Annotated in this window: 18 protein-coding genes; 8 read left to right on the forward strand and 10 right to left on the reverse strand. The window is 72.8% G+C overall.

The annotated features are described in order from the left end of the window. The first annotated feature begins 64 nt into the window (after positions 1 to 64). Positions 65 to 1,516 (forward strand): NCS2 family permease, encoded by a 1,452-nt coding sequence (locus tag IO36_RS29730; RefSeq protein ID WP_037624225.1) that lies wholly within the window; start codon positions 65 to 67, stop codon positions 1,514 to 1,516. 46 nt (positions 1,517 to 1,562) lie between these two features. On the opposite strand, the gene IO36_RS29735 is transcribed toward IO36_RS29730, so the two are convergent. Further along, positions 1,563 to 1,745: a hypothetical protein gene (locus tag IO36_RS29735; protein WP_037624226.1), complete on the reverse strand. Its 183-nt coding sequence runs from the start codon at positions 1,743 to 1,745 to the stop codon at positions 1,563 to 1,565. Positions 1,746 to 1,889: 144 nt separating this feature from the next. On the opposite strand from IO36_RS29735, the gene IO36_RS29740 reads away from it, so the two are divergent. The 3 genes from IO36_RS29740 (at position 1,890) to thpR (ending at position 5,178) form a co-directional block, all read left to right on the forward strand. After that, positions 1,890 to 2,327, forward strand: coding sequence for a MarR family winged helix-turn-helix transcriptional regulator (locus IO36_RS29740; protein WP_037624227.1), 438 nt, complete (start codon positions 1,890 to 1,892; stop codon positions 2,325 to 2,327). Positions 2,328 to 2,730: 403 nt separating this feature from the next. Then, on the forward strand, positions 2,731 to 4,098 hold the full coding sequence (locus IO36_RS29745) for an MFS transporter (RefSeq protein WP_387707477.1): 1,368 nt from the start codon (positions 2,731 to 2,733) through the stop codon (positions 4,096 to 4,098). A gap of 489 nt (positions 4,099 to 4,587) precedes the next feature. Continuing rightward, positions 4,588 to 5,178 carry an RNA 2',3'-cyclic phosphodiesterase gene (gene thpR, locus IO36_RS29750; protein WP_037624229.1) on the forward strand — a complete coding sequence of 197 codons (591 nt, stop codon included), beginning with the start codon at positions 4,588 to 4,590 and terminating at the stop codon, positions 5,176 to 5,178. A 122-nt stretch (positions 5,179 to 5,300) separates the two neighbouring features. On the opposite strand, the gene IO36_RS29755 is transcribed toward thpR, so the two are convergent. Then, positions 5,301 to 6,293: an aldo/keto reductase gene (locus IO36_RS29755; RefSeq protein ID WP_037624230.1), complete on the reverse strand. Its 993-nt coding sequence runs from the start codon at positions 6,291 to 6,293 to the stop codon at positions 5,301 to 5,303. A 99-nt stretch (positions 6,294 to 6,392) separates the two neighbouring features. Further along, positions 6,393 to 7,076, reverse strand: a complete 684-nt coding sequence (locus IO36_RS29760; RefSeq protein WP_037624231.1) for an SGNH/GDSL hydrolase family protein — start codon at positions 7,074 to 7,076, stop codon at positions 6,393 to 6,395. Positions 7,077 to 7,252: 176 nt separating this feature from the next. Between IO36_RS29760 and IO36_RS29765 the strand changes: the two genes are divergently transcribed. Beyond that, positions 7,253 to 8,251, forward strand: coding sequence for a YncE family protein (locus tag IO36_RS29765; RefSeq protein WP_037624232.1), 999 nt, complete (start codon positions 7,253 to 7,255; stop codon positions 8,249 to 8,251). A gap of 87 nt (positions 8,252 to 8,338) precedes the next feature. Here IO36_RS29765 and serC read toward each other — a convergent pair whose 3' ends face one another. The 7 genes from serC to IO36_RS29800 all read right to left on the reverse strand — a co-directional run bounded on the left by serC (position 8,339) and on the right by IO36_RS29800 (position 15,284). After that, positions 8,339 to 9,457 carry a phosphoserine transaminase gene (gene serC, locus IO36_RS29770; protein WP_037624233.1) on the reverse strand — a complete coding sequence of 373 codons (1,119 nt, stop codon included), beginning with the start codon at positions 9,455 to 9,457 and terminating at the stop codon, positions 8,339 to 8,341. Positions 9,458 to 9,591: 134 nt separating this feature from the next. After that, a complete protein-coding gene (locus IO36_RS29775) occupies positions 9,592 to 10,815 on the reverse strand; it encodes a cytochrome P450 family protein (protein WP_037624234.1) in 1,224 nt (407 codons plus the stop codon). Between the two features lie 112 nt (positions 10,816 to 10,927). Continuing rightward, complete coding sequence (locus tag IO36_RS29780) at positions 10,928 to 12,148, reverse strand: cytochrome P450 (RefSeq protein WP_037624235.1); 1,221 nt, start codon at positions 12,146 to 12,148, stop codon at positions 10,928 to 10,930. Continuing rightward, positions 12,145 to 12,783, reverse strand: a complete 639-nt coding sequence (locus IO36_RS29785; RefSeq protein ID WP_387707464.1) for a GTP-binding protein — start codon at positions 12,781 to 12,783, stop codon at positions 12,145 to 12,147. Before IO36_RS29785 ends, IO36_RS29780 begins: the two co-directional genes overlap by 4 nt. Continuing rightward, a complete protein-coding gene (locus IO36_RS29790; RefSeq protein ID WP_037624236.1) occupies positions 12,764 to 13,120 on the reverse strand; it encodes a DUF742 domain-containing protein in 357 nt (118 codons plus the stop codon). The genes IO36_RS29785 and IO36_RS29790 overlap by 20 nt, the downstream gene beginning before the upstream one ends. Continuing rightward, positions 13,117 to 13,524: a roadblock/LC7 domain-containing protein gene (locus IO36_RS29795; protein ID WP_037624237.1), complete on the reverse strand. Its 408-nt coding sequence runs from the start codon at positions 13,522 to 13,524 to the stop codon at positions 13,117 to 13,119. Before IO36_RS29795 ends, IO36_RS29790 begins: the two co-directional genes overlap by 4 nt. Next, positions 13,521 to 15,284: a sensor histidine kinase gene (locus IO36_RS29800; protein ID WP_037624239.1), complete on the reverse strand. Its 1,764-nt coding sequence runs from the start codon at positions 15,282 to 15,284 to the stop codon at positions 13,521 to 13,523. The genes IO36_RS29795 and IO36_RS29800 overlap by 4 nt, the downstream gene beginning before the upstream one ends. A gap of 227 nt (positions 15,285 to 15,511) precedes the next feature. Between IO36_RS29800 and IO36_RS29805 the strand changes: the two genes are divergently transcribed. From IO36_RS29805 to IO36_RS49045, 3 genes are all read left to right on the forward strand, one after another. After that, the gene (locus IO36_RS29805; protein ID WP_037624240.1) at positions 15,512 to 18,760 is read left to right on the forward strand and encodes an FAD-binding and (Fe-S)-binding domain-containing protein; all 3,249 of its coding nucleotides are present in this window, start codon (positions 15,512 to 15,514) and stop codon (positions 18,758 to 18,760) included. A 46-nt stretch (positions 18,761 to 18,806) separates the two neighbouring features. Then, positions 18,807 to 19,931 carry a lipid II:glycine glycyltransferase FemX gene (locus IO36_RS29810; protein ID WP_037624241.1) on the forward strand — a complete coding sequence of 375 codons (1,125 nt, stop codon included), beginning with the start codon at positions 18,807 to 18,809 and terminating at the stop codon, positions 19,929 to 19,931. 169 nt (positions 19,932 to 20,100) lie between these two features. Then, positions 20,101 to 20,232 carry a hypothetical protein gene (locus IO36_RS49045; RefSeq protein ID WP_276313685.1) on the forward strand — a complete coding sequence of 44 codons (132 nt, stop codon included), beginning with the start codon at positions 20,101 to 20,103 and terminating at the stop codon, positions 20,230 to 20,232. The last annotated feature ends 8 nt before the right edge of the window (positions 20,233 to 20,240 follow it).

Genomic DNA, 20,240 nt, shown 5'->3' on the forward strand with positions numbered 1-20,240 from the left:
GCTGGTGAGCGATCACTGACCAGGCTCGATCACGTCCTGATCCCCTGCACGTTTGAGGACCCGCATGTCCACCTCGGCCGCCACCAAGGCCCCCGCCCCGCAGGAGCCGGAGTCCCGGCCCGCGCAGAGCGCCCTCGACCGCTACTTCAAGATCTCCGAGCGGGGCTCCAGCCTCTCCCGCGAGGTCCGCGGCGGTTTCGCCACCTTCTTCGCGATGGCCTACATCATCGTGCTGAACCCGATCATCCTGGGCAGCGCGAAGGACATGTACGGGCACCACCTCGACAACGGGCAGTTGGTCACCGCGACCGCGCTGACCGCGGCGTTCACCACGCTCCTCATGGGCGTCATCGGCAACGTGCCGATCGCGCTGGCCGCCGGCCTCGGCGTGAACACGGTCGTCGCCCTCCAGCTCGCGCCCCGCATGACCTGGCCGGACGCCATGGGCATGGTGGTCCTCGCCGGCTTCGTCGTGATGCTCCTGGTCGCCACCGGTCTGCGCGAGCGCGTCATGAACGCGGTGCCGCTCGGCCTGCGCAAGGGCATCGCCATCGGCATCGGCCTGTTCATCATGCTGATCGGCCTGGTCGACTCCGGCTTCGTCACCCGCATCCCGGACGTCGCCCAGACGACCGTCCCGCTCCAGCTCGGCACCGACGGCCACCTGCACGGCTGGCCCGTCCTGGTCTTCATCCTCGGCACCCTGCTGACCCTGGCGCTCATCGTGCGCAAGGTCCCCGGCGCCATCCTCATCTCGATCGTCACCATGACGGTCGCCGCGGTGGTCATCAACGCCGTCACCACCATCCCCTCCTGGGGTCTGACCACCCCGAAGTGGCCCGGCAACCCGGTCGCCAGCCCCGACTTCGGGCTCATCGGCCAGTTCAGCCTCTTCGGCGGCTTCGGCAAGGTCGGCGTGCTGACCGGCATCCTGTTCGTCTTCACCGTGCTGCTGTCGTGCTTCTTCGACGCGATGGGCACGATCATGGGCATCAGCGACGAGGCCAAGCTGACGGACGCGCAGGGCAACATGCCCGGCATCAACAAGGTCCTCTTCGTCGACGGCATCGCCGTCGCCGCGGGCGGCGCCTCCTCGTCCTCGGCCACCACCTGCTTCGTGGAGTCCACGGCCGGTGTCGGCGAGGGCGCCCGCACGGGCTTCGCGAACGTGGTCACCGGCGGGCTCTTCGCCGTCGCCCTCTTCCTGACCCCCGTCGCCACGATGGTCCCGTCCCAGGCGGCCACCCCCGCGCTGATCGCGGTCGGCTTCCTGATCATGTCCCACTCGGTCAAGGAGATCGACTGGGCGGACTACACGATCGCCATCCCGGCCTTCGTGACCATGATGATGATGCCGTTCACCTACTCGATCACCAACGGCATCGGGATGGGCTTCATCACCTTCGTCGTGCTGCGCCTGGCGGCGGGCCGCGCCCGTGAGATCCCGGTCGCCATGTACGTGGTGTCCGCGGTGTTCACGTTCTACTACCTCATGCCGGCGCTCGGCCTGACCTGAGCCCCGTCAGCCCGAGCGGTGTCCACGGCCCCGGCCGTGCGCGGGGTCAGGTGACCCCGTAGAACTTCTCCGTCTCCTCGACGGCGGTCTGGAACCGCTCGTCGAAGTCGTCGCGAATGAGCGTCCGGACCACATAGTCCTGGACGCTCATTCCGCGTTTCGCGGCATGGTCGCGGAGCCGGTCGAGCAGCTCCCCGTCGATACGCAGGCTGAGCACGCTGGTCCCCATGGAGTCGAGGGTCGCCGCTTCCCGACCGGAATCGGGTCATTTTCCGGAGCAATCTCACTCATAAGAGTGATCCCCACGCCGGATGGCGCGTTTCACAGGGGCCCCATTGTTCTTTAGCGAGAGTAATGAGTTACGCTAAAGAACATGCCTGACCTGACCCATGGCGACGACGAGGCCGCCGTGAACGCCTTGCGCTCCGCAGTGATGCGGTTGTCGCGTCGACTCAAGCACCAGCGGGTCGACGAGTCGCTGAGCCCCACCGAGATGTCGGTGCTCGGCACCCTTGCCCGTTGCGGCAGCGCCACGCCGGGCGAGCTCGCCCGCAAGGAACACGTGCAGCCGCCGTCGATGACCCGCATCGTCGCGCTGCTGGAGGCCAAGGGGCTTGTCAGGCTGGAGCCGCACCCCGAGGACCGCCGCCAGAAGGTGGTGACGCAGACCGACAAGGCGGAGGCCATGCTCGAAGAGAGCCGCCGCCGGCGGAACGCGTTCCTCGCCGGACTGGTCGACGCCCTCGACGAGGACGAATGGGCCAAGCTCCGCGAAGCCGCTCCCGTCCTGGAGAAGCTCGCGCACATCTGACCGACGGCGGCCCTTCCGCGCTCCCCGGTCCCGGCCTGGAACGCTGATCTCGGCCTGGATCGTCGATCTCGGTCCGGAGCACTGCTCTCGGCTCGGATCGGCGGTCACGGTCCGGATCGGCGGTCACGGTCCGGAGCACCGGTCTCCACCCGGAACTCCGGTCATGGCGGTGAGCACCGCTCTCGGCCCGGATCGTCGGTCTCGGCCCGGAGCGCTGCTCTCGGCCCCGATCGCCGGTCACGGTCTGGAGCACTGCTCTCGGCCCCGATCGCCGGTCACGGTCTGGAGCACTGCTCTCGGTCCGGATCACCGGTCACGGAGCACGGAGGGTCCGTCCCCACCCCGCAAGCGCCGACGCCCCACACGACGCCGACGTCCCCGACTGCCCTGGAGGCGAGCCCTTTTGAGTACGGGACCCGGAGCACACTCCGCCCCCGGACCAGCCACCCACGACTCCACAGCCACCCGCGACTCCCCCCGCTCCTCCTCGATGTTCAGCTCGCTGAAGATCCGGAACTACCGCCTGTTCTTCCTCGGCCAGGTCGTCTCCAACACCGGCACCTGGATGCAGCGCATCGCCCAGGACTGGCTGGTGCTCAGCCTGACCGGCTCCTCGGCCGCCGTCGGCATCACCACCGCCCTGCAGTTCCTGCCGATGCTGCTCTTCGGCCTGTACGGCGGTGTCCTCGTCGACCGGCTCCCCAAGCGCCCCACGCTGCTGGTGACCCAGACGGCGATGGCCCTCACCGGCCTCGTCCTCGCCTTCCTCACCCTCTCCGGGCACGTCCAGGTCTGGCACGTCTACCTCGCGGCCTTCGCCGTCGGCATGGCCACCGTCGTCGACAACCCGGCCCGGCAGTCGTTCGTCTCCGAGATGGTCGGACCCGGCCAGCTGCAGAACGCGGTCAGCCTGAACTCGGCCAACTTCCAGTCCGCCCGTCTGGTGGGGCCCGCCGTCGCGGGTCTGCTCATCACGGGCGTCGGCACGGGCTGGGCCTTCCTGCTCAACGGCCTGTCGTTCGTGGCCCCGCTGGCGAGCCTGCTGCTGATGCGCTCCCGCGAGCTGCACGTCGTCGAGCGGGCGCCGCGCGCCAAGGGCCAGCTCCGGGAGGGGCTGCGCTATGTCGCCGGCCGGCCCGAGCTGATCTGGCCGATCGTCCTCGTCGGTTTCATCGGCACCTTCGGCTTCAACTTCCCCGTCTGGCTGTCGGCGTACGCGGACGACATCTTCCACGCGGGCGCCGGGGCCTACAGCCTCTTCAACACGCTGATGGCGCTGGGGTCGCTGACCGGAGCGCTGCTCGCGGCCCGGCGCGGCACGGCCAGGCTGCGCGTGCTGATCGCGGCGGCGGTGGCCTTCGGGGCGCTGGAGGTGGTGGCCGCCACGGCCCCCGAGCTCTGGCTGTTCTCGCTGCTGATGGTGCCGATCGGCATCTTCGGGCTGACGGTGAACGTCACCGCGAACACCTCGGTCCAGATGGCCACCGACCCGGCCATGCGCGGCCGGGTCATGGCGCTGTTCATGATGGTCTTCGTGGGCGGCTCGCCGCTCGGCGCGCCGCTGATCGGCTGGGTCACCGACGTCTACGGGCCCCGGATCGGCTTCGCCCTCGGCGGGCTGGTCTCGATGGGCGCGGCGACGGCGATCGGTCTGGTCCTGGCCCGTCTCGGCGGGCTGCGGGTCTCCCTCGGGTGGCATCACGGCCGCCCCCGGATCCGGTTCGTCCCGCGCGCCGCCGTGGCAGAGGAGCAGTTCGCCGGCGCGGCCTGACCAGGTACCCCGGAGGCGGCCACCCACGAGGTCGGCCGCCTCCGCCGTACCCGGGGCCTCCGACCCCGTCTCAGCCGGTCCCCGCCGCCCGCACTCGCCGCCCGGCGTGCCGCTGTCCGTCTGCGCCGCCTGGCGCCCGGCACTCACGAGGGCGGCGGGGGGCCTCCGACCCCGCCTCACCCGCCGCCCGCCGCCGGTCCCCGCCGCCCGCGCCCGCCGCCCGGCGTGCCGCTGTCCGTCCGCGCCGCCTGGCGCCCGGCGCTCACGCGGCTGGGCTGCGGGCGCTCACGCGGCCGGCCGCCTCCGCCGTATCGGGGCCTCCGGCCGCGCCTCACCCGCCCCCACCACCGCTCCCGTCACCGCTCCCGTCACCGCCCCCGTCACCGCCCCCGTCACCGCTCCCGTCACCGCCCCCGAAAAGACCCCGCGCATGATCCCCAGCCCCGATACCCCCGTGTGTCGGTGGCCGTTCCCTGGGAGGGTGGGGGCATGAGACTCTTCGCGGCGGTGCTGCCTCCGGCCGATGCGGTGCGGGAACTGGCCCGGGAAGTGGACCTGTTGCAGCGGATGCCGGGTGCGGACGCGCTGCGCTGGACGGGGCGGCCCGGCTGGCACTTCACCCTCGCGTTCTACGGGGAGGTGGCCGAGGAGGTCGTCCCGGACCTGGAGGCGCGGCTGGGGCGGGCCGCCCACCGCACGGAGCCGTTCCCGCTGGTCCTGCACGGCGGCGGGCACTTCGGCGACCGTGCCCTGTGGGCCGGCGCGGCGGGGGACAGGGAGACCATGCGGCTGCTCGCGGACCGGGCGGAGGCGGCGGGCCGCAAGGCGGGCGTCGAGATGGAGGAGCACCGCCACTACCGGCCGCATCTGACGGTGGCCCGCAGCCGCGCCTCCGCCGACTTCAAGCCGTACGTCGCCGCCCTGGACGCGTTCGCCGGGACGGGCTGGACGGTGCGTGAGCTGTGTCTCGTCCGCAGCAACCTCCCGGTCTCGGGAGTGCCCCGTGAGCAGCCGCGATACGAAACGGTGGCGAGCTGGCCGCTGGGGGCGGGCGACGGGACGGTCCCGGCGGGCGGCTAACCTCGGTGGCGTGAACCCCAAGACCCGCAACCGCATCATGGCCGGTGTGCTCGTGCTGATGTTCTTCGTCGTCGCCATGGCGGCGGCGGTCAGATAGCGACCGCCACCGCCGGACCGCCTCGCTACCAGGCGAAGGCCTCGGGGGACGGCCCCGGGCCGGGGAAGATCTCGTCGAGGCCCTCCAGCACGTCCTGGGACAGCTCCAGCTCCACCGCGCGCAGCGCCGATTCGAGCTGCTCCGCCGTGCGCGGGCCCACGATCGGGCCGGTGACCCCGGGACGGGTCAGCAGCCAGGCCAGAGCGGCCTCTCCGGGCTCCAGACCGTGCTTCTCCAGCAGATCCTCGTAGGACTGGATCTGGGCGCGTACAGCGGTGTTGGCAAGGGCGTCGGCGGACCGGCCGCTCGCCCTGCGGCCGCCCTCGACCTCCTTCTTGATCACCCCGCCCAGCAGCCCGCCGTGCAGCGGCGACCAGGGGATGACCCCGAGCCCGTACTCCTCGGCGGCCGGGATGACCTCCATCTCGGCGCGGCGCTCGGCGAGGTTGTAGAGGCACTGCTCGCTGACGAGACCGATGGTCCCGCCCCGGCGGGCGGCGATCTCGTTGGCCTGGGCGATCTTGTAGCCGGGGAAGTTGCTGGACCCGACGTAGAGGATCTTGCCCTGCCGCACCAGGACGTCGATCGCCTGCCAGATCTCCTCGAAGGGGGTGGACCGGTCGACGTGGTGGAACTGGTAGACGTCGATGTAGTCGGTCTGGAGCCGCTTCAGGCTCGCGTCGACCGCGCGCCGGATGTTCAGCGCGGAGAGCTTGTCCTGGTTGGGCCAGGGCTCGCCCTCGGTGCCCATGTTCCCGTACACCTTGGTCGCGAGGACCGTCCGCTCACGGCGGTCGCCGCCCTGGGCGAACCAGTTCCCGATGATCGATTCCGTACGGCCCTTGTTCTCGCCCCACCCGTAGACGTTCGCCGTGTCGAAATAGTTGATGCCGGCGTCCAGCGCCGCGTCCATGATCGCGTGGCTGTCGGCCTCGTCCGTCTGCGGTCCGAAGTTCATCGTGCCGAGGACGAGTCGGCTGACCTTGAGCCCCGTGCGTCCGAGCTGTGTGTACTTCATGGGCCACCAGCCAACGGCGTGGAGTGCGCTCTAGGCAAGAGCGGGACGGGTGACGGCGGGCGCCATGCCAAGGCGCTCCCCGCCGGCTCGCCGCGGCCGTCAGACGGATGCGGCCCGGTACGGCTCGCCCAGGTCCCACGCCTGGTGCATCGCCTCCGCGAAACCCTCCGCGATCTTGTGCTCGCCGCTCGCGTTCGGGTGGGTGCCGTCGTAGGTGTCGAAGTCGATGTCGTACGAGGCGGGCGGGGTGGCGAGCAGGATCGGGGAGCGGGGTTCGTCGAGGTCGGCGGCCGTCTTGGCGAGGAGTTCGTTGAACGCGCACACCTCCGCGGCGAAGGGGGCGTCGTCGCGGGCCCGGACGTTCGGGATCACCGGGAGCAGGACCATGCGCAGGCGCGGGTTCGCGGCGCGGGCCTCCTCGACGAAGAGGCGGACGTTCGCGGCGGTCTGGACGGCGTTCGTGTAGAAGCCGAGGTCGATGAGCCCGAGGGAGACGAGCAGGACGTCGGCGCGCTGCTCGCGCACGCAGCCGCGGATCAGCGGGGCCATGTGCAGCCAGCCCTCGCCCCAGCCGGCCAGATGGGCGCGGGGGAACTCGGGGTCGGCGTACTCGTAGGAGTCGGGGGAGTCCGTGGCCTTGTCGTAGAGCGTCTCGCGCGGTCCGACGATCTTGAACGGGCCCCCGTGGGTCGCGCGCAGGTGCTGCCACATCCGGTAGCGCCACGTGTGTTCGCCCGCGCTTCCGATCGTCATGGAGTCGCCGACGGGCATGAACCTGAGCATCCGATCATCATGGACGATCGGCCCCTGCGCCATGGGCCCGCGCGGTGTGAGGCTGGACACGCGGGCGCGCCGTGCGGCGCGGGGCACGGGGCAGGTGCGGTACGGGGTGCGGGCGGCCGGCGTCGGGGAGGACGGCGGCGACGTGAACGGGCCGACGGGATGGCAGGCTTGGGGGCATGCGCCGATCCCACTCGTCCGTGTCCGGAGCCGCCGCCGGAACCCTCGCCGGAGCGGCCCTCGTGCTCGCCCTGGCGGCGCCCGCCCTCGCCGACGGCGGGGACGGCGGGTTCACCATCAAGGACCCCCGCATCAAGGAGTCCAGCGGTCTCGCCGCCTCGCGCATCCACCCGGGCGTCTACTGGACCCACAACGACAGCGACGACGGGCCCTATCTCTACGCGGTCGACAGCAGGACCGGTGAAACGGTCGCCACGGTCACCATGAGTGGGGTCGGCGCGCCCCGGGACGTCGAGGCGATCTCCCTGGGCCCCGACGGCGACCTCTACGTCGGCGACATCGGCGACAACCTCGGCGGCAAGTGGGACCACGTGTGGATCTACAAGCTGCCCGAGCCGAAGGTGCTCAAGGACCAGACGGTCCGCGCCACGCAGTACGTCGTGAAGTACGCGGACGGTCCCCGCAACGCGGAGGCCCTGATGGTGCATCCGAAGACGGGGCGGGTCTACATCGCCGACAAGAACGAGGACGGCGGCCACCTCTACGAGGGTCCCGCCGAGCTCTCGGCCACGGGCACGAACGTGTTCAAGCCCGTCGCCACCATCGACCTGTGGGTCACGGACGGCGCCTTCTCGCCCGACGGCCGGCAGCTCGCCGTGCGCGGCTACTTCGGCGGCATCGCGTACACGTGGAACGGCGGCCGGATCAAGCGCCTCGAGCGCCTGAACGTGCCGCTCCAGGGCCAGGGGGAGTCGATCACCTACACGCCGGACGGATCGAAGCTCATGTACGGCAGCGAGGGCGCGGACAGCCCCGTGGAGCCGGAGGACGCCCCGGGCGCCTCCGGGTCCGGCTCCGACTCGTCCTCCAAGGGCGGCGGTTCGGCCGCCGGGGGCGGAAGCGGGGACGGCATGGGCGGTCAGGTGAAGGTCGGCGCCTTCGCGGTGGCGGCCCTGTTCGCCGTGGTCCTCGGCTACCGGCGGCTGCGCCGCCGCTGACCCCCGGGCCCCACGGGAAGTCCCGTGCACACGCCGAGGGGCGCCCCGCACGTTCCCGTGCCGGACGCCCCTCGGTACCTGGATCGGTTACAGCTTCTCGATCACGTAGTCGATGCACCGCGTCAGCGCCTCGACGTCCGCCGGGTCGATCGCCGGGAACATGGCGACGCGCAGCTGGTTGCGGCCGAGCTTGCGGTACGGCTCGGTGTCCACGATGCCGTTGGCGCGCAGGGCCTTGGCCACGGCGGCGGCGTCGATCTCGTCGGCGAAGTCGATGGTGCCGATGACCTGCGAGCGCTTGGCCGCGTCCGTCACGAACGGGGTGGCGTACTTGCTGTCCTCGGCCCAGCGGTACAGACGGGTCGAGGAGTCCTTCGTGCGGGCCGAGGACCAGGCGAGGCCGCCCTGGCCGTTGATCCACTCCAGCTGCTCGTTGAGCAGGAAGATCGTGGCCAGCGCCGGGGTGTTGTACGTCTGGTTCTTGCGGGAGTTGTCGATCGCGGTGGGCAGCGAGAAGAACTCCGGGACGTGCCGGCCCGAGGCGTGGATCCGCTCGGCGCGCTCGATCGCGGCCGGGGAGAACACGCCGATCCACAGGCCGCCGTCGGAGGCGAAGGACTTCTGCGGGGCGAAGTAGTAGACGTCGGTCTCGGCGATGTCGACCGGGAGGCCGCCGGCGCCGCTCGTCGCGTCCACGAGGACCAGCGCGCCCTCGTCGGCGCCCGCGACCCGCTTGATCGGGGCGGCGACACCGGTGGAGGTCTCGTTGTGGGTGAAGGCGTAGACGTCGACGCCCGCCTCGGCGACCGGCTCGGGGTGCGTGCCGGGCTCGGAGGAGACCACGGTGGGCTCGGCGAGCCACGGGGCGAGCTTGGCCGCCTTCGCGAACTTGGAGGAGAACTCGCCGAACGTGAGGTGCTGCGACTTGTTCTCGATCAGGCCGTGCGTCGCGACGTCCCAGAACGCGGTGGAGCCGCCGTTGCCGAGGACGACCTCGTACCCGTCGGGCAGGGAGAACAGCTCGCGCACGCCCTCGCGCACCTTGCCGACCAGGTTCTTGACCGGGGCCTGGCGGTGGGATGTGCCGAGCAGGGAGGTGCCGGTCGCGGCCAGCGCGTCCAGGGCCTCCGTCCGCACCTTGGAGGGGCCAGCGCCGAATCGTCCGTCGGCGGGCTTGATGTCAGCGGGGATCTGGATATCAGCCACGCCAGGAGCCTAGCCGTTCGGGGAAACCTCGGTGAAACGTCGTCCGTCGGCTGAGACGGGGCGTGTTGACGGCGGGGGCCGCCGGAGGTCCCGCGAAGGGCTCTCCGGCGGCCGGCCGGCTCATCCGTTCCGGTTCACTGGGCGGTGAGCCTGACGGGCAGTTCGAACAGGTCGTTCTGCGTCACGACCGGCTTGTTGCGCAGTTCCGACAGCGGGACGGCGAGGTCCAGGGCCGGGAAGCGCTCGTAGAGGGCGGGCAGGGCGACGCCCGCCTCCAGCCGGGAGAGGGCCGCGCCGGGGCAGACGTGGGGCCCGTGGCCGAAGGAGATGTGCCGGTTCCTGCTGCTGCGGGTGATGTCGAACTCGCCCGCGGTGGGCCCGTGGGCGTTCTCGTCGCGGCCGATCGCGCCGTAGGACACGATGAGCGCGTCGCCGGCCGGGATCACCTTGTCGCCGACCGGGACGTCCTCCGTGGCGAAGCGGATGAGGACGTGGGAGGTGGGGGTGGCGTAGCGCAGGGTCTCCTCGACGACCGCCGACCACTCCGCCTCGCCGGACAGCACGAGGGCGCGCTGCTCGGGGTGGGCGGACAGGTTGACGACCGCGTTGACGATGAGGGAGATCGTCGTCTCGTGGCCCGCCGCGACCATCAGCTGGAGCGTGGAGACGATCTCGGCGTCGGTGAGGTGGTCGCCGTCCTCGGAAGCGAGGATCAGCGCGCTGGTCAGGTCGTCGCCGGGTTCGGCGCGCTTGGCCGCCACCGTCTCCGCCATGATCCCGGCCAGCTCGGTGAGGGTCGCGATGACCTCCGCGGGCGGGGTCTGGGTCGAGAAGAACTTCTCGAACAGCTCCTTGAGCCGCGGCAGCCGGGACTCCTCGATGCCCATGAGGTCCGCGATGACGTACATGGGCAGCGGGTAGGCGAAGTCGGCCTTGAGGTCGGCGACGTCCCCGGTGAGGTTGTCGAGCAGGCTCTCGGTCAGCTTGGAGATCCGCTCCCGCATCTGCTCGACCCGGCGCGGCGTGAGCGCCTGCGCGACCAGGGTGCGCATCCGCCGGTGGTCCGCGCCGTCCACGGTGAGCATGGAGCGGCCGGGGTTGGCGAGCCCGATCAGCGGCCAGTCGGGGGCGATCTCGCCGCGCTGCCAGGCACCCCAGACGTTGATGTCCTTGACCAGGCGGGGATCGGTGAGCAGGGCGCGCGCCTCGGCGTGGTGGGTGACGGCCCACACCGGGACACCGCCGGGCAGTTCGACGGCGGCGAGCGGACCGGCGGCACGCAGCGCGGCGCTCTCGCCGTCGAGGTCGGTGACGAAGGGGTCCAGGGCGATGCGGGTCTCTTCGGTACCGGTGGTCATGCGGGGGTGCCTCCAAGGGCTGGGGTGGGGGTGAAGCGTTTTCCCCGGGGCATGGGGACAGCCCCGGGACCCGGCCGGGACGGGGTGTTCCGGCCGGGTGGCGAGGGGGGTCTCAGAGGACGGGTACGGGCGTGAAGCGCACGGGCAGGTCGGTCAGGCCCCGCAGCCAGGGGGAGGGGCGGCGGGTCAGCGACTCGGCGGGCACGGCCAGGTCGATGTCCGGCAGCCGGTCCAGTACGACCTCGATCCCGGTCCGCGCGATCACCTCGGCGACCTCCTGGGCCGGGAACGGGCAGCGGTGCTCGCCGTGGCCGAAGGAGAAGTGGGCGTTGTTGCCGCCGGTGAGGGCGGAGCCGACGGTGCGCACCTGGGGGTCGGAGTTGGCGCCCTGGAGGCCGAGCAGCAGCAGGTCGCCGGCGCGGATCGTGCGGCCGCCGAGCTGGGTGTTGCGGGAGGCCCAGCGTCCGGCGACGTTCTGGGTCGGGGTGTCCTCCCACAGGACCTCGTTCATGGCCTCGGCGACGCTGTGCCGGCCGCCGAACAGGGAGGCGGCGAACCGGTCGTCGGTGAGCATCAGACGCAGCGAGTTGCCGATCCAGTCGGCCGTGGGCTGGTGGCCGGCGGCCATCATGACCATCAGGTCCTGGACGATCTCCGTCTCGTCGAAGCCCGCGGTGTTGGCGAGCATCCGGGAGACGACGTCGTCGGCGGGCCGCTCCTTGCGGTCGGCGATCAACTGCGCCATGGAGACGGCGAGATGCTGCTGTCCGGCCAGCGCGCCCTCGCGCCCGTTGATCATGTCGTTCAGGGCGGTGACCAGGCCCGGGCCCTGCTCGTCGGCGAAGCCGTAGAGGGTCGCGAGGACCCGTACGGGCAGCAGGGCCGCGTAGTCGCCGATGAGGTCCGTCTCGCCCTTGGGGCAGACCGCGTCGATCAGTTCGTCGGCGAACTTCTCGGACTGGGAGCGCAGTCGGAACGGATCGACCGCTTCGAGGGCGTCGCTGATCATCGCGGCGCGCTCGCGGTGGCGCTCGCCGACGGTGTACAGGATGGAGGGCTGGCGGCGGCCGATCATCGGCAGCAGCGGCCAGTCGTCGGGGATGTGGTCCCACTGGCTCCACAGTTCCGAGTCCCGGCTGAACAGCTGGGGGTCGCCGGTGACCTGGTGCAGTTCGCGGTAGCCGAGCACGAGCCAGGCCGGGATGTCGCCGTCGAGGACGACCGGCACGACGCTGCCGTGGTCGCGCCGCATCTCCCGGTACAGCTCGGCGGGTTCGGTCTGGAACCGCGGTCCGCCGAGGGGGACGGGCGCGGATGCGGTGGCGGGGGTCACAGCACGGGCTCCGGTGAGTGAAGGGCGCCTTCCGCGGCCGCGGCGCCGTGGCGGGTGTACAGGGACTGGAGGTGCTCGACCAGCGTGATCAGCACCCGCTTGCTGGACTCCCGGGAGCGGGCGTCGCAGTCGAGGAGCGGGACGTGCGGGTCGAGGTCGAGGGCCTCGCGGATCTGCGCGGGGGTGTGCGGGGGGCCGCCGAAGTCGTTGCAGGCCACGATGAACGGCGTGCCGTGGTGCTCGAGACGGTCGATGGCGTACCAGGACTCGTCGATGCGGCGGGTGTCGACGAGGACGATCGCCCCGAGCGTCCCGGAGAACAGCCGGTCCCACAGGAACCAGAACCGCTCCTGCCCGGGCGCGCCGAACAGGTAGAGGATGTTGTGCGTGTCCAGCGTGATGCGGCCGAAGTCGAAGGCGACGGTGGTCGCGGACTTGCCGCGGACCTCGCTGATGTCGTCGACGGCCTCGCCGGCCTGCGTCATCGTCTCCTCGGTGTTGAGGGGACGTATCTCGCTGACGGAACGGACGAGGGTCGTCTTGCCGACACCGAAGCCGCCCACGACCACGATCTTGAGACCGTTGTCGGCGGACGCGGACAGGGGCGCACGAGCGTCAGAGGTTACGGAGTCCAACGAGCACCTGCTCCAGGATGTCGGGATCGGGAAGACCGGAAGGAACAGTGGTGTGCGGGTGGCGGGCGCTGACCCGGCCCGTGGAGAGCAGGTCGGAGAGCAGGACGCGGGTGATGGACACCGGCAGTCCCAGCTCCGCCGCGATCTCCACGACCGCGGTGGGCCGTTCGCACATCCGCAGGATCGCGGCGTGCTCGGACTGCATGCCCACCGCCGGGTCGCACTCGGCGACCACCAGGGTCACCAGGTCGAAGGGGGTGTCGGGGCCGGACCGGGTGCGCCCTCCGGTGAGGGTGTACAGCCGGTCGGGCGCGTCGTCCCTGCCCGGACGGCTCATGACGTCCGGGGCGGCGCGGTCAGGTACTCGCCGAGTTGTTCCACGAGTTCGCTCATGTTGTGGCCCACCAGTCCGGCGTCGGCGTCCTCGGCGGTGACGACGGCGAGGTGCGCGCCGTCGCCGGCCTCCACGATGAACAGCACCCCTCCGTAGAACTCGGCCATCGCCGAGCGCACGCCTCCGCTGCCGTCGCCGAACTCCATGGAGGCGCCGTGGGACAGCGACTGGATGCCGGCGGCGATGGCGGCGAGCTGGTCGGCCTGGTCGACCGACAGCTCCGGGGTGCGGCACAGCTTCAGTCCGTCGCGGGAGAGCACGAGCGCGTGCCGTGCGCCCGGGGTGCGCTCAAGGAGGCCCTCGATGAGCCAGGTGAGCTTCTCGTCGGCGGTGAGGGTGCCGGTCATGGGGTGGTGTCGCCTTCCGGGAGCGCGTGCGTGGTGGGGGTCGTGGGGGCGGGGGTACCGGTGGATGCGGGTGGCTGGTCCTCGGACCCTGCCGGGTTCTCGGCCCGGGGCGGTCCGTCGGCCGCCGCCGTTCCGGGGACGCCCGGCGCCGTGCCGCGCACCGCCTGGCGGAAGGTGCCGAAGCGGGCCGCCGGCCGGTTCTTGGGGTCGTCGCCACGGGATTCCGGGCCGGCCGCGGGAGTGGTGTGCGAGCGGCTGCGTTCGGCGTGGGCGAGGGTGCGGCCGCGGCGGCGCTTGGGGAGGCCGCCGGTGGCGGCGGAACCCTGCTCCTGCCGGGGCGAGTCGTGGGTCGGGACGGGGTCCGGGTCGAGGTCGCCGGCCGCGCGGGCGGCGGCGTACGAGGCGGGGGAGCCGGTGTCCTCGCGCGGCGCCCGGGGCGCGTGCCCGTCCTGCGGCCGTGCGGACTCGGTGACTCCCCCGGCGTCGGGCGCGGTGGCGTGTCCGGCGACGGCGGCCGGGACGGGGGGCTCGGGACGGACCTGCGCCGGGGCCGCGGGGTGCGGGACGCCGGCCTGGGTGAGGATGTCCTGCGGGATGAGCACCAGGACACCGGTGCCGCCGCGCGCGGAGGGGCGGAAGGACACCTTGAGGCCGTACTTGCGGGCCAGCCGGCCGACGACCGCGAGGCCGAGGCGGGTGCCGGTGCCGAGGTCGGAGGCGTTCACCAGATCCCCGGAGACGGCCCGTTCGGCGCGCCGCAGCTGTACGTCGCCCATCACCAGGCCGCTGTCCTCGACGGAGACGATGACTCCCGCCGGGACCTCCTCGACGTACACGTGCACTTCGGCGGTGGGCGGCGAGAAGGTGGCGGCGTTGTCGAGGAGTTCGGCGAGCGCGTGCATGACGCCCTCGGCCGCGTGTCCGGCGACGGCGGCCTCGCTGGCCGAGTGGACGCGCACGCGCTGGTAGCCGCCGATGCGGCCCATGGCGCCGCGCAGGATCGACTCCATGACGATCGGGCGGGCCCAGCGGCGGCCGGAGCGCGCGCTCGCGAGGACGGCTATGGAGTCGGCGAGGCGCCCGACCTGGGCGGTGCGGTGGTCGAGGTGGAGGAGGTCGGCGAGGACGTCCTCGTCGGAGTGCCGCTCCTCCATGGCCCGCAGGTCGGCGAGCATGCCGGTGGACAGCGCCTGCATGCGGGCGCCCGCGTTGGCGGTCGCCGAGACCGCGGCGGTCCGGTTGCTGTCGGCCTGCCGGGCGCGCTCGGCGAGTTCGGCGTTCTGTTCCGTGAGGCGGGCGAGGCCGGCGGTGAGCCGCTCGCGCTCCTCGGTGAACTCCGCGGTGAGCCGGGCGTGTTCGCGGGCGGCCTCGTCGGTCAGGCGGATCCGCTCCTGGGCCGCGGCCTCGGCGGCGCGGGCGCGTTCACGGGCGGCCTCGCCGGTGAGGCGGGCCCGTTCCTGGCCGAACTCCTCGGCCAGCCGGGCGCGTTCCTGCAGCAGACGGCCGGTGTCCTTGGCCACGTCGTCGAGGCGGCGCAGGGCGATTCGCCTTCCCTGCGCGGCATGGGCGGCCGCCGCGACCGCGGCGCACAGCAGTAACGCGGCGGTGCCGGTGCCCCAGGCGAGGGGGACGCGGGCCGGTCCGGGGGCCAGCAGGACGACGGCCACCACCGCGGCGGCGGCCGGGACGGCAGCGGCCAGCGCGGCTTTCGCCGTGGTGCGCGGAGTGGGTCGTTCGCCGGAGGGCAGGGGCGGGGTCATCAATCGGTCCTCGGTCGTGTTCTGGGGGGAGAACGTGTCCTCGGTCGTGTCCTCGGTCGGTCCTGGGCGAGAAGCGACACATGATGCTCAAGTCGTCGTCACTATATGAGAGTTCGCGATCCGATTGGGAGGCTTCGGGAAGCGGTTTCATGATCGCCCCCGCATACCGGGGCCTTTCGGCGCACGTCCGCCGGGCCGTCCCGGATGCCCGGCGGCATCCTGGAGACATGACGGATCTGGGCGGACGACCCGAGGGACGGTCGGCAGGGCGGTCGGACGGGCGGTCGGCAGGACGGCCGGACGGACGGTCCGCGGGGGCCGTCGCCGCGCTGCGGGACGCGCTGGCGCGGGAAGTGCGGGGCGAGGTCGCGTTCGACGCGACCGCCAGGGCGCTGACCACCATGGACGCGTCCAACTACCGGCGCGTACCGCTCGGTGTGGTGGCCCCGCGGGACGCCGACGACGTGGCCGCCGCCCTCGCGGTGTGCCGCTCCCACGGGGTGCCGGTCGTGGCGCGCGGCGGCGGCACCTCGATCGCCGGACAGGCCACGGGCACCGGCGTCGTCCTGGACTTCACCCGCCACATGAACCGGGTCCTCGCGCTGGACCCCAAGGCCCGCACGGCCGTCGTCCAGCCCGGCGCCGTCCTGGACCGCCTCCAGGAAGCGGCCGCCCCGCACGGTCTGCGCTTCGGCCCCGACCCCTCCACGCACAGCCGCTGCACCCTCGGCGGGATGATCGGCAACAATTCCTGCGGCTCCCACTCGGTGGCCTGGGGCACCACCGCGGACAACGTGCGCGAGCTGACGGTCGTCGGCGCGGGCGGGGACACCCGCCGCCTCGGCCGCGGCCTCCTGGGCGCACCCGACGGCCTTCGGGCCCTGGTCGAGGGCGAGTTGGCGCTGCTGCGCACCGGCTTCCCCGAGCTGCCGCGGCGCATCTCCGGGTACGCCCTCGACGCCCTGCTGCCCGAACGGGGCGGCGACGTGGCCCGCGCCTTCTGCGGCTCCGAGGGCACCTGGGGCCTGCTCACCGAGGCGGTCGTCCGCCTGGTCGAGGCACCCCGGGCGCGGGCGCTGGCGGTCCTCGCCTACCCCGACGAGAGCGCCGCCGCCGACGCCGCGGCCGGACTGCTCGGGCACGGGCCGCTGACCGTGGAGGGCATGGCCGCCGATCTCGTGCCCGTCGGCGCGGGGCTGCCGCGCGGCGGGGCCTGGCTGTTCGTGGAGACCGGCGGCGGATCGCCCGCCGAGGCCCGCGCCCACGCGGACGCGATCGTGCGGGCGGCGGACGTGCGGGACGCCCTGGTGGTCACCGACCCGGCGGGGCAGCGGGCGCTGTGGCGGCTGCGGGAGGACGCGAGCGGCACGGCGACCCGGATCCCGGACGCCGGGCGGGCCGGCTCCCCGCCCGGCGCCGGCCGCGGGCACGGCGCCGAGGCCTGGCCCGGCTGGGAGGACTGCGCGGTGCCGCCCGCCCGGCTCGGCGCGTATCTGCGGGACTTCAGGGCCCTGCTCGCCGCCCACGGACTGCGCGGCACCCCGTACGGGCACTTCGGCGACGGCTGCATCCACGTCCGGATCGACTTCGACCTGATCTCCGCGGCGGGCGTGGCCCGCTTCCGGCGCTTCTCGGAGGAGACGGCCCGCCTCGTCGTCTCCCACGGCGGCTCGCTGTCCGGCGAGCACGGTGACGGGCAGGCCCGCGCGGAACTGCTGCCCGCCATGTACGGCGCGGACATGGTCCGTCTCTTCGAACGGGCCAAGGACCTCTGGGACCCGGACGGCCTGCTCAACCCCGGCATGCTGGTGCGCCCGCACCGGCTGGACGAGAACCTGCGGTTCGCGGTGCTGCCCCGGCGCCCCGTGGACGTGGAGTTCGGCTATCCGGCGGACGGCGGCGACTTCTCGGCGGCGGTGCGCCGCTGCGTGGGCGTCGCCAAATGCCGTACGGCGACGGCTCCCGGCGGCTCCGAGGTCATGTGCCCCTCGTTCCGGGCGACCGGCGACGAGGCCCACTCCACGCGCGGGCGGGCCAGGCTGCTGCACGAGATGCTCGCCGGCGAAATCGTCACCGACGGGTGGCGCTCGACCGAGGTCCGGGACGCGCTGGACCTGTGCCTGTCCTGCAAGGGGTGCAGGTCCGACTGCCCGGTCGGCGTCGACATGGCCACGTACAAGGCGGAGTTCCTGCACCACCACTACGCGGGACGCCGACGCCCCGCCGCCCACTACAGCCTGGGGCGGCTCCCCTTCTGGCTCGCGGCGGTCGCCCGCACCCGCTCGGCGCGGCTCGTCAACTCCCTCACCTCCGTCCGGGTGTTGGCCTCCCTGGCCAAGCGCCTGGCCGGGATCGCGCCGGGCGCGGAGATCCCGCGGCTGGCGCCGGAGCCGTTCAGCCGGTGGTGGTCGGCCCGGTTCCGGGACCGGGCACGGGCGGCCGCGCGCGCCCGGCGCCCGGGCGGGGCGGCGGGCCTTGGTGGTCCGGGGGGTCACGGCGGTCCGGGCGGTCCGGGCGGTCCGGGCGAGGCTTCGGGGCCGGGCGGGCCGGCCGGTCGTGGGGGTCCGGGTGGTCACGGCGGGGCTTCGGGGCAGACCGGGGCGGAGGGCGGGCGGTCCGGTGCCGGCGGACTCTTCCCCGGGTTCGCCGGGAAGACCGTCCTCCTGTGGCCGGACACCTTCACCGAGCACCTGGAACCCTCCGTCGGACGGGCCGCCGTACGGGTCCTGGAGGCCGCCGGGCTGACCGTGCTGCTGCCGCCGCGGACACCGTGGCGGCACGGACCCGTCGGCGACGGGGTCACCCGGGGCACCTTCCGCCCCGGCACCCTGCTCCCGCGCCCCGGCGGGCGCGTCTGCTGCGGACTGACGTACGTCTCGACCGGCCAGCTCGACCGCGCCCGCGCCGTCCTGCGCCGCACCCTCGACCTCATGGAGCCCTACCTCGACATGGACGGCCTCCCGGTCGTCGTGCTGGAGCCCAGCTGCGCCGCCTCCCTGCGCACCGACCTGCCCGAACTGCTGCCCGGCGACCCGCGCTCGGCACGGCTCGCGGCGGCCGTGACGACCTTCGCGGAGGCACTGGAGCGGCACGCACCCGACTGGACCCCGCCCCGGCTCGACCGCCCGACGGTGGGCCAGCACTGCCACCAGCACGCCGTCCTCGGCGACGGGGCCGAACGCCGGCTGCGGGAGGCGGCCGGACTGACCGGCACCCTCGCCGGCGGCTGCTGCGGCCTCGCGGGCGACTTCGGCCTCGTGAAGGGCCACGAGGAGGTGTCGCGGGCCTGCGCCGAGGAACAGCTGCTCCCGGCGGTCCGCGCCGCCGACGGCACGGCGGTGGTCCTCGCCGACGGCTACTCCTGCCGGACCCAGCTGGCCCGGCTGTCCCACCGCCGGGGCCGCCACCTGGCGGAGGTACTGGCCGAGGCGCTGGAGACGGCCCCGTCGGACGCCCGTTCCGCGGGACCTGCCTAAGTACGCTGGCGGTTCACCGGCCGAAGGACTTCGAGGAGCCACGCGCATGAGCCTCCGCCTCCAGGCGATCACCCGTGACGAGCACCTGGCGTTCGTCCGCTCCCGGCCCTCGGCCAGCCATATGCAGGTGCCGTCCTGGGGCGACGTGAAACCGGACTGGCGCGCCGAGAGCCTCGGCTGGTTCGACGCGGACGGCCGCCTCCGGGGCGCCGGTCTCGTACTGCTGCGCCCGCTCCCCAGGCTCAAGCGGTACCTCGCCTATCTGCCCGAGGGCCCCGTCATCGACTGGCACGACCCGGACCTCGCCGAACGCTGGCTCCGGCCGATGATCACGCATCTGAAGTCGCGGGGCGCGTTCACCGTGAAGATGGGCCCGCCGGTCGTCGCCCGCCGCTGGAGCGCGGACACGGTCAAGACGGCCATCGCGGATCCGGCGGCCCGGCGCCTCGGCGAGGTGACGGCGACCTCCCACGAGCCGGGCGCCGAGGAGATCGCCGGCCGGCTGCGGGCCATGGGCTGGACGCGGACGGAGCCGGGCGGCGAGGACGGCTTCGCGGCGGGGCAGCCGCGCTACGTCTTCCAGGTGCCCTTCGCCGGGCGGTCCCTGGAGGAGATCCACAAGGGCCTCAACCAGCAGTGGCGGCGCAACATCAAGAAGGCCGACAAGGCAGGCGTCGAGGTGGTCCGGGGCGGCTACGACGATCTGCCCGCGTTCTACGAGCTCTACGCGGAGACGGCCGAGCGCGACCGGTTCATCCCGCGCCCGCTCTCCTACTTCCAGCGGATGTGGACCGCGCTGACGGCCGAGGACCCGGACCGCATGCGGCTCTACCTCGCCCGCCACGACGGCGAGGTCCTCGCCGCGGCCACCATGCTCACCGTCGGCAGCCACGTCTGGTACTCCTACGGCGCCTCCACCAGCCGCAAGCGCGAGGTCCAGCCCAACAACGCCGTCCAGTGGCGGATGATGACCGACGCCCACGCGCTGGGCGCCGCCGTCTACGACTTCCGCGGCATCACCGACACCCTCGACGAGAGCGACCACCTCGTGGGCCTGCTGCGCTTCAAGGCGGGCGCCGGCGGCGAGGCCGCGGAGTACCTCGGAGAGTGGGACTTCCCCATCAACCGGCTGCTGCACAAGGCGCTCGACGTCTACATGTCCCGGCGCTGACGAAATTCTCAGGCGACTTCGGGAACACCCAGCTTTCCCCAGGGTATTCACAGCGCCCCTTTGCCATTTTTGCCGTTGTGGGCGGCGGGGGTGCGTGTAGGTTCATTGGCATCGGGAGCCGGACGCGGAATTCCCGGACCAATGGACCGTCGAACACCAGGAGTCGGAAATGAGCTTCAGGAAGCTTGCCCCGCTGCCCCCCAAGCCCAAGTCGAAGCAGCTTCCCCCGCCCCCGCCGCCGAAGCCGAAGAAGCGCGCCCACAAGCCGCTGCCCAAGCCGCTTCCCGGCCAGGACCGCTGATCGTCGGG

The organism is Streptomyces aureus (genome assembly GCF_000725495.1).
Taxonomy (GTDB): Bacteria; Actinomycetota; Actinomycetes; order Streptomycetales; family Streptomycetaceae; genus Streptomyces; species Streptomyces aureus_B.

Excerpts from the sequence above, each read along its gene's own strand:
- IO36_RS29730 (WP_037624225.1), top strand. The coding sequence starts at position 65 with ATGTCCACCTCGGCCGCCACCAAGGCCCCCGCCCCGCAGGAGCCGGAG.
- IO36_RS29735 (WP_037624226.1), bottom strand. The coding sequence starts at position 1,745 with ATGGGGACCAGCGTGCTCAGCCTGCGTATCGACGGGGAGCTGCTCGAC.
- IO36_RS29740 (WP_037624227.1), top strand. The coding sequence starts at position 1,890 with ATGCCTGACCTGACCCATGGCGACGACGAGGCCGCCGTGAACGCCTTG.
- thpR (WP_037624229.1), top strand. The coding sequence starts at position 4,588 with ATGAGACTCTTCGCGGCGGTGCTGCCTCCGGCCGATGCGGTGCGGGAA.
- IO36_RS29755 (WP_037624230.1), bottom strand. The coding sequence starts at position 6,293 with ATGAAGTACACACAGCTCGGACGCACGGGGCTCAAGGTCAGCCGACTC.
- IO36_RS29760 (WP_037624231.1), bottom strand. The coding sequence starts at position 7,076 with ATGCTCAGGTTCATGCCCGTCGGCGACTCCATGACGATCGGAAGCGCG.
- IO36_RS29765 (WP_037624232.1), top strand. The coding sequence starts at position 7,253 with ATGCGCCGATCCCACTCGTCCGTGTCCGGAGCCGCCGCCGGAACCCTC.
- IO36_RS29775 (WP_037624234.1), bottom strand. The coding sequence starts at position 10,815 with ATGACCACCGGTACCGAAGAGACCCGCATCGCCCTGGACCCCTTCGTC.
- IO36_RS29790 (WP_037624236.1), bottom strand. The coding sequence starts at position 13,120 with ATGAGCCGTCCGGGCAGGGACGACGCGCCCGACCGGCTGTACACCCTC.
- IO36_RS29795 (WP_037624237.1), bottom strand. The coding sequence starts at position 13,524 with ATGACCGGCACCCTCACCGCCGACGAGAAGCTCACCTGGCTCATCGAG.
- IO36_RS29800 (WP_037624239.1), bottom strand. The coding sequence starts at position 15,284 with ATGACCCCGCCCCTGCCCTCCGGCGAACGACCCACTCCGCGCACCACG.
- IO36_RS29805 (WP_037624240.1), top strand. The coding sequence starts at position 15,512 with ATGACGGATCTGGGCGGACGACCCGAGGGACGGTCGGCAGGGCGGTCG.
- IO36_RS29810 (WP_037624241.1), top strand. The coding sequence starts at position 18,807 with ATGAGCCTCCGCCTCCAGGCGATCACCCGTGACGAGCACCTGGCGTTC.
- IO36_RS49045 (WP_276313685.1), top strand. The coding sequence starts at position 20,101 with ATGAGCTTCAGGAAGCTTGCCCCGCTGCCCCCCAAGCCCAAGTCGAAG.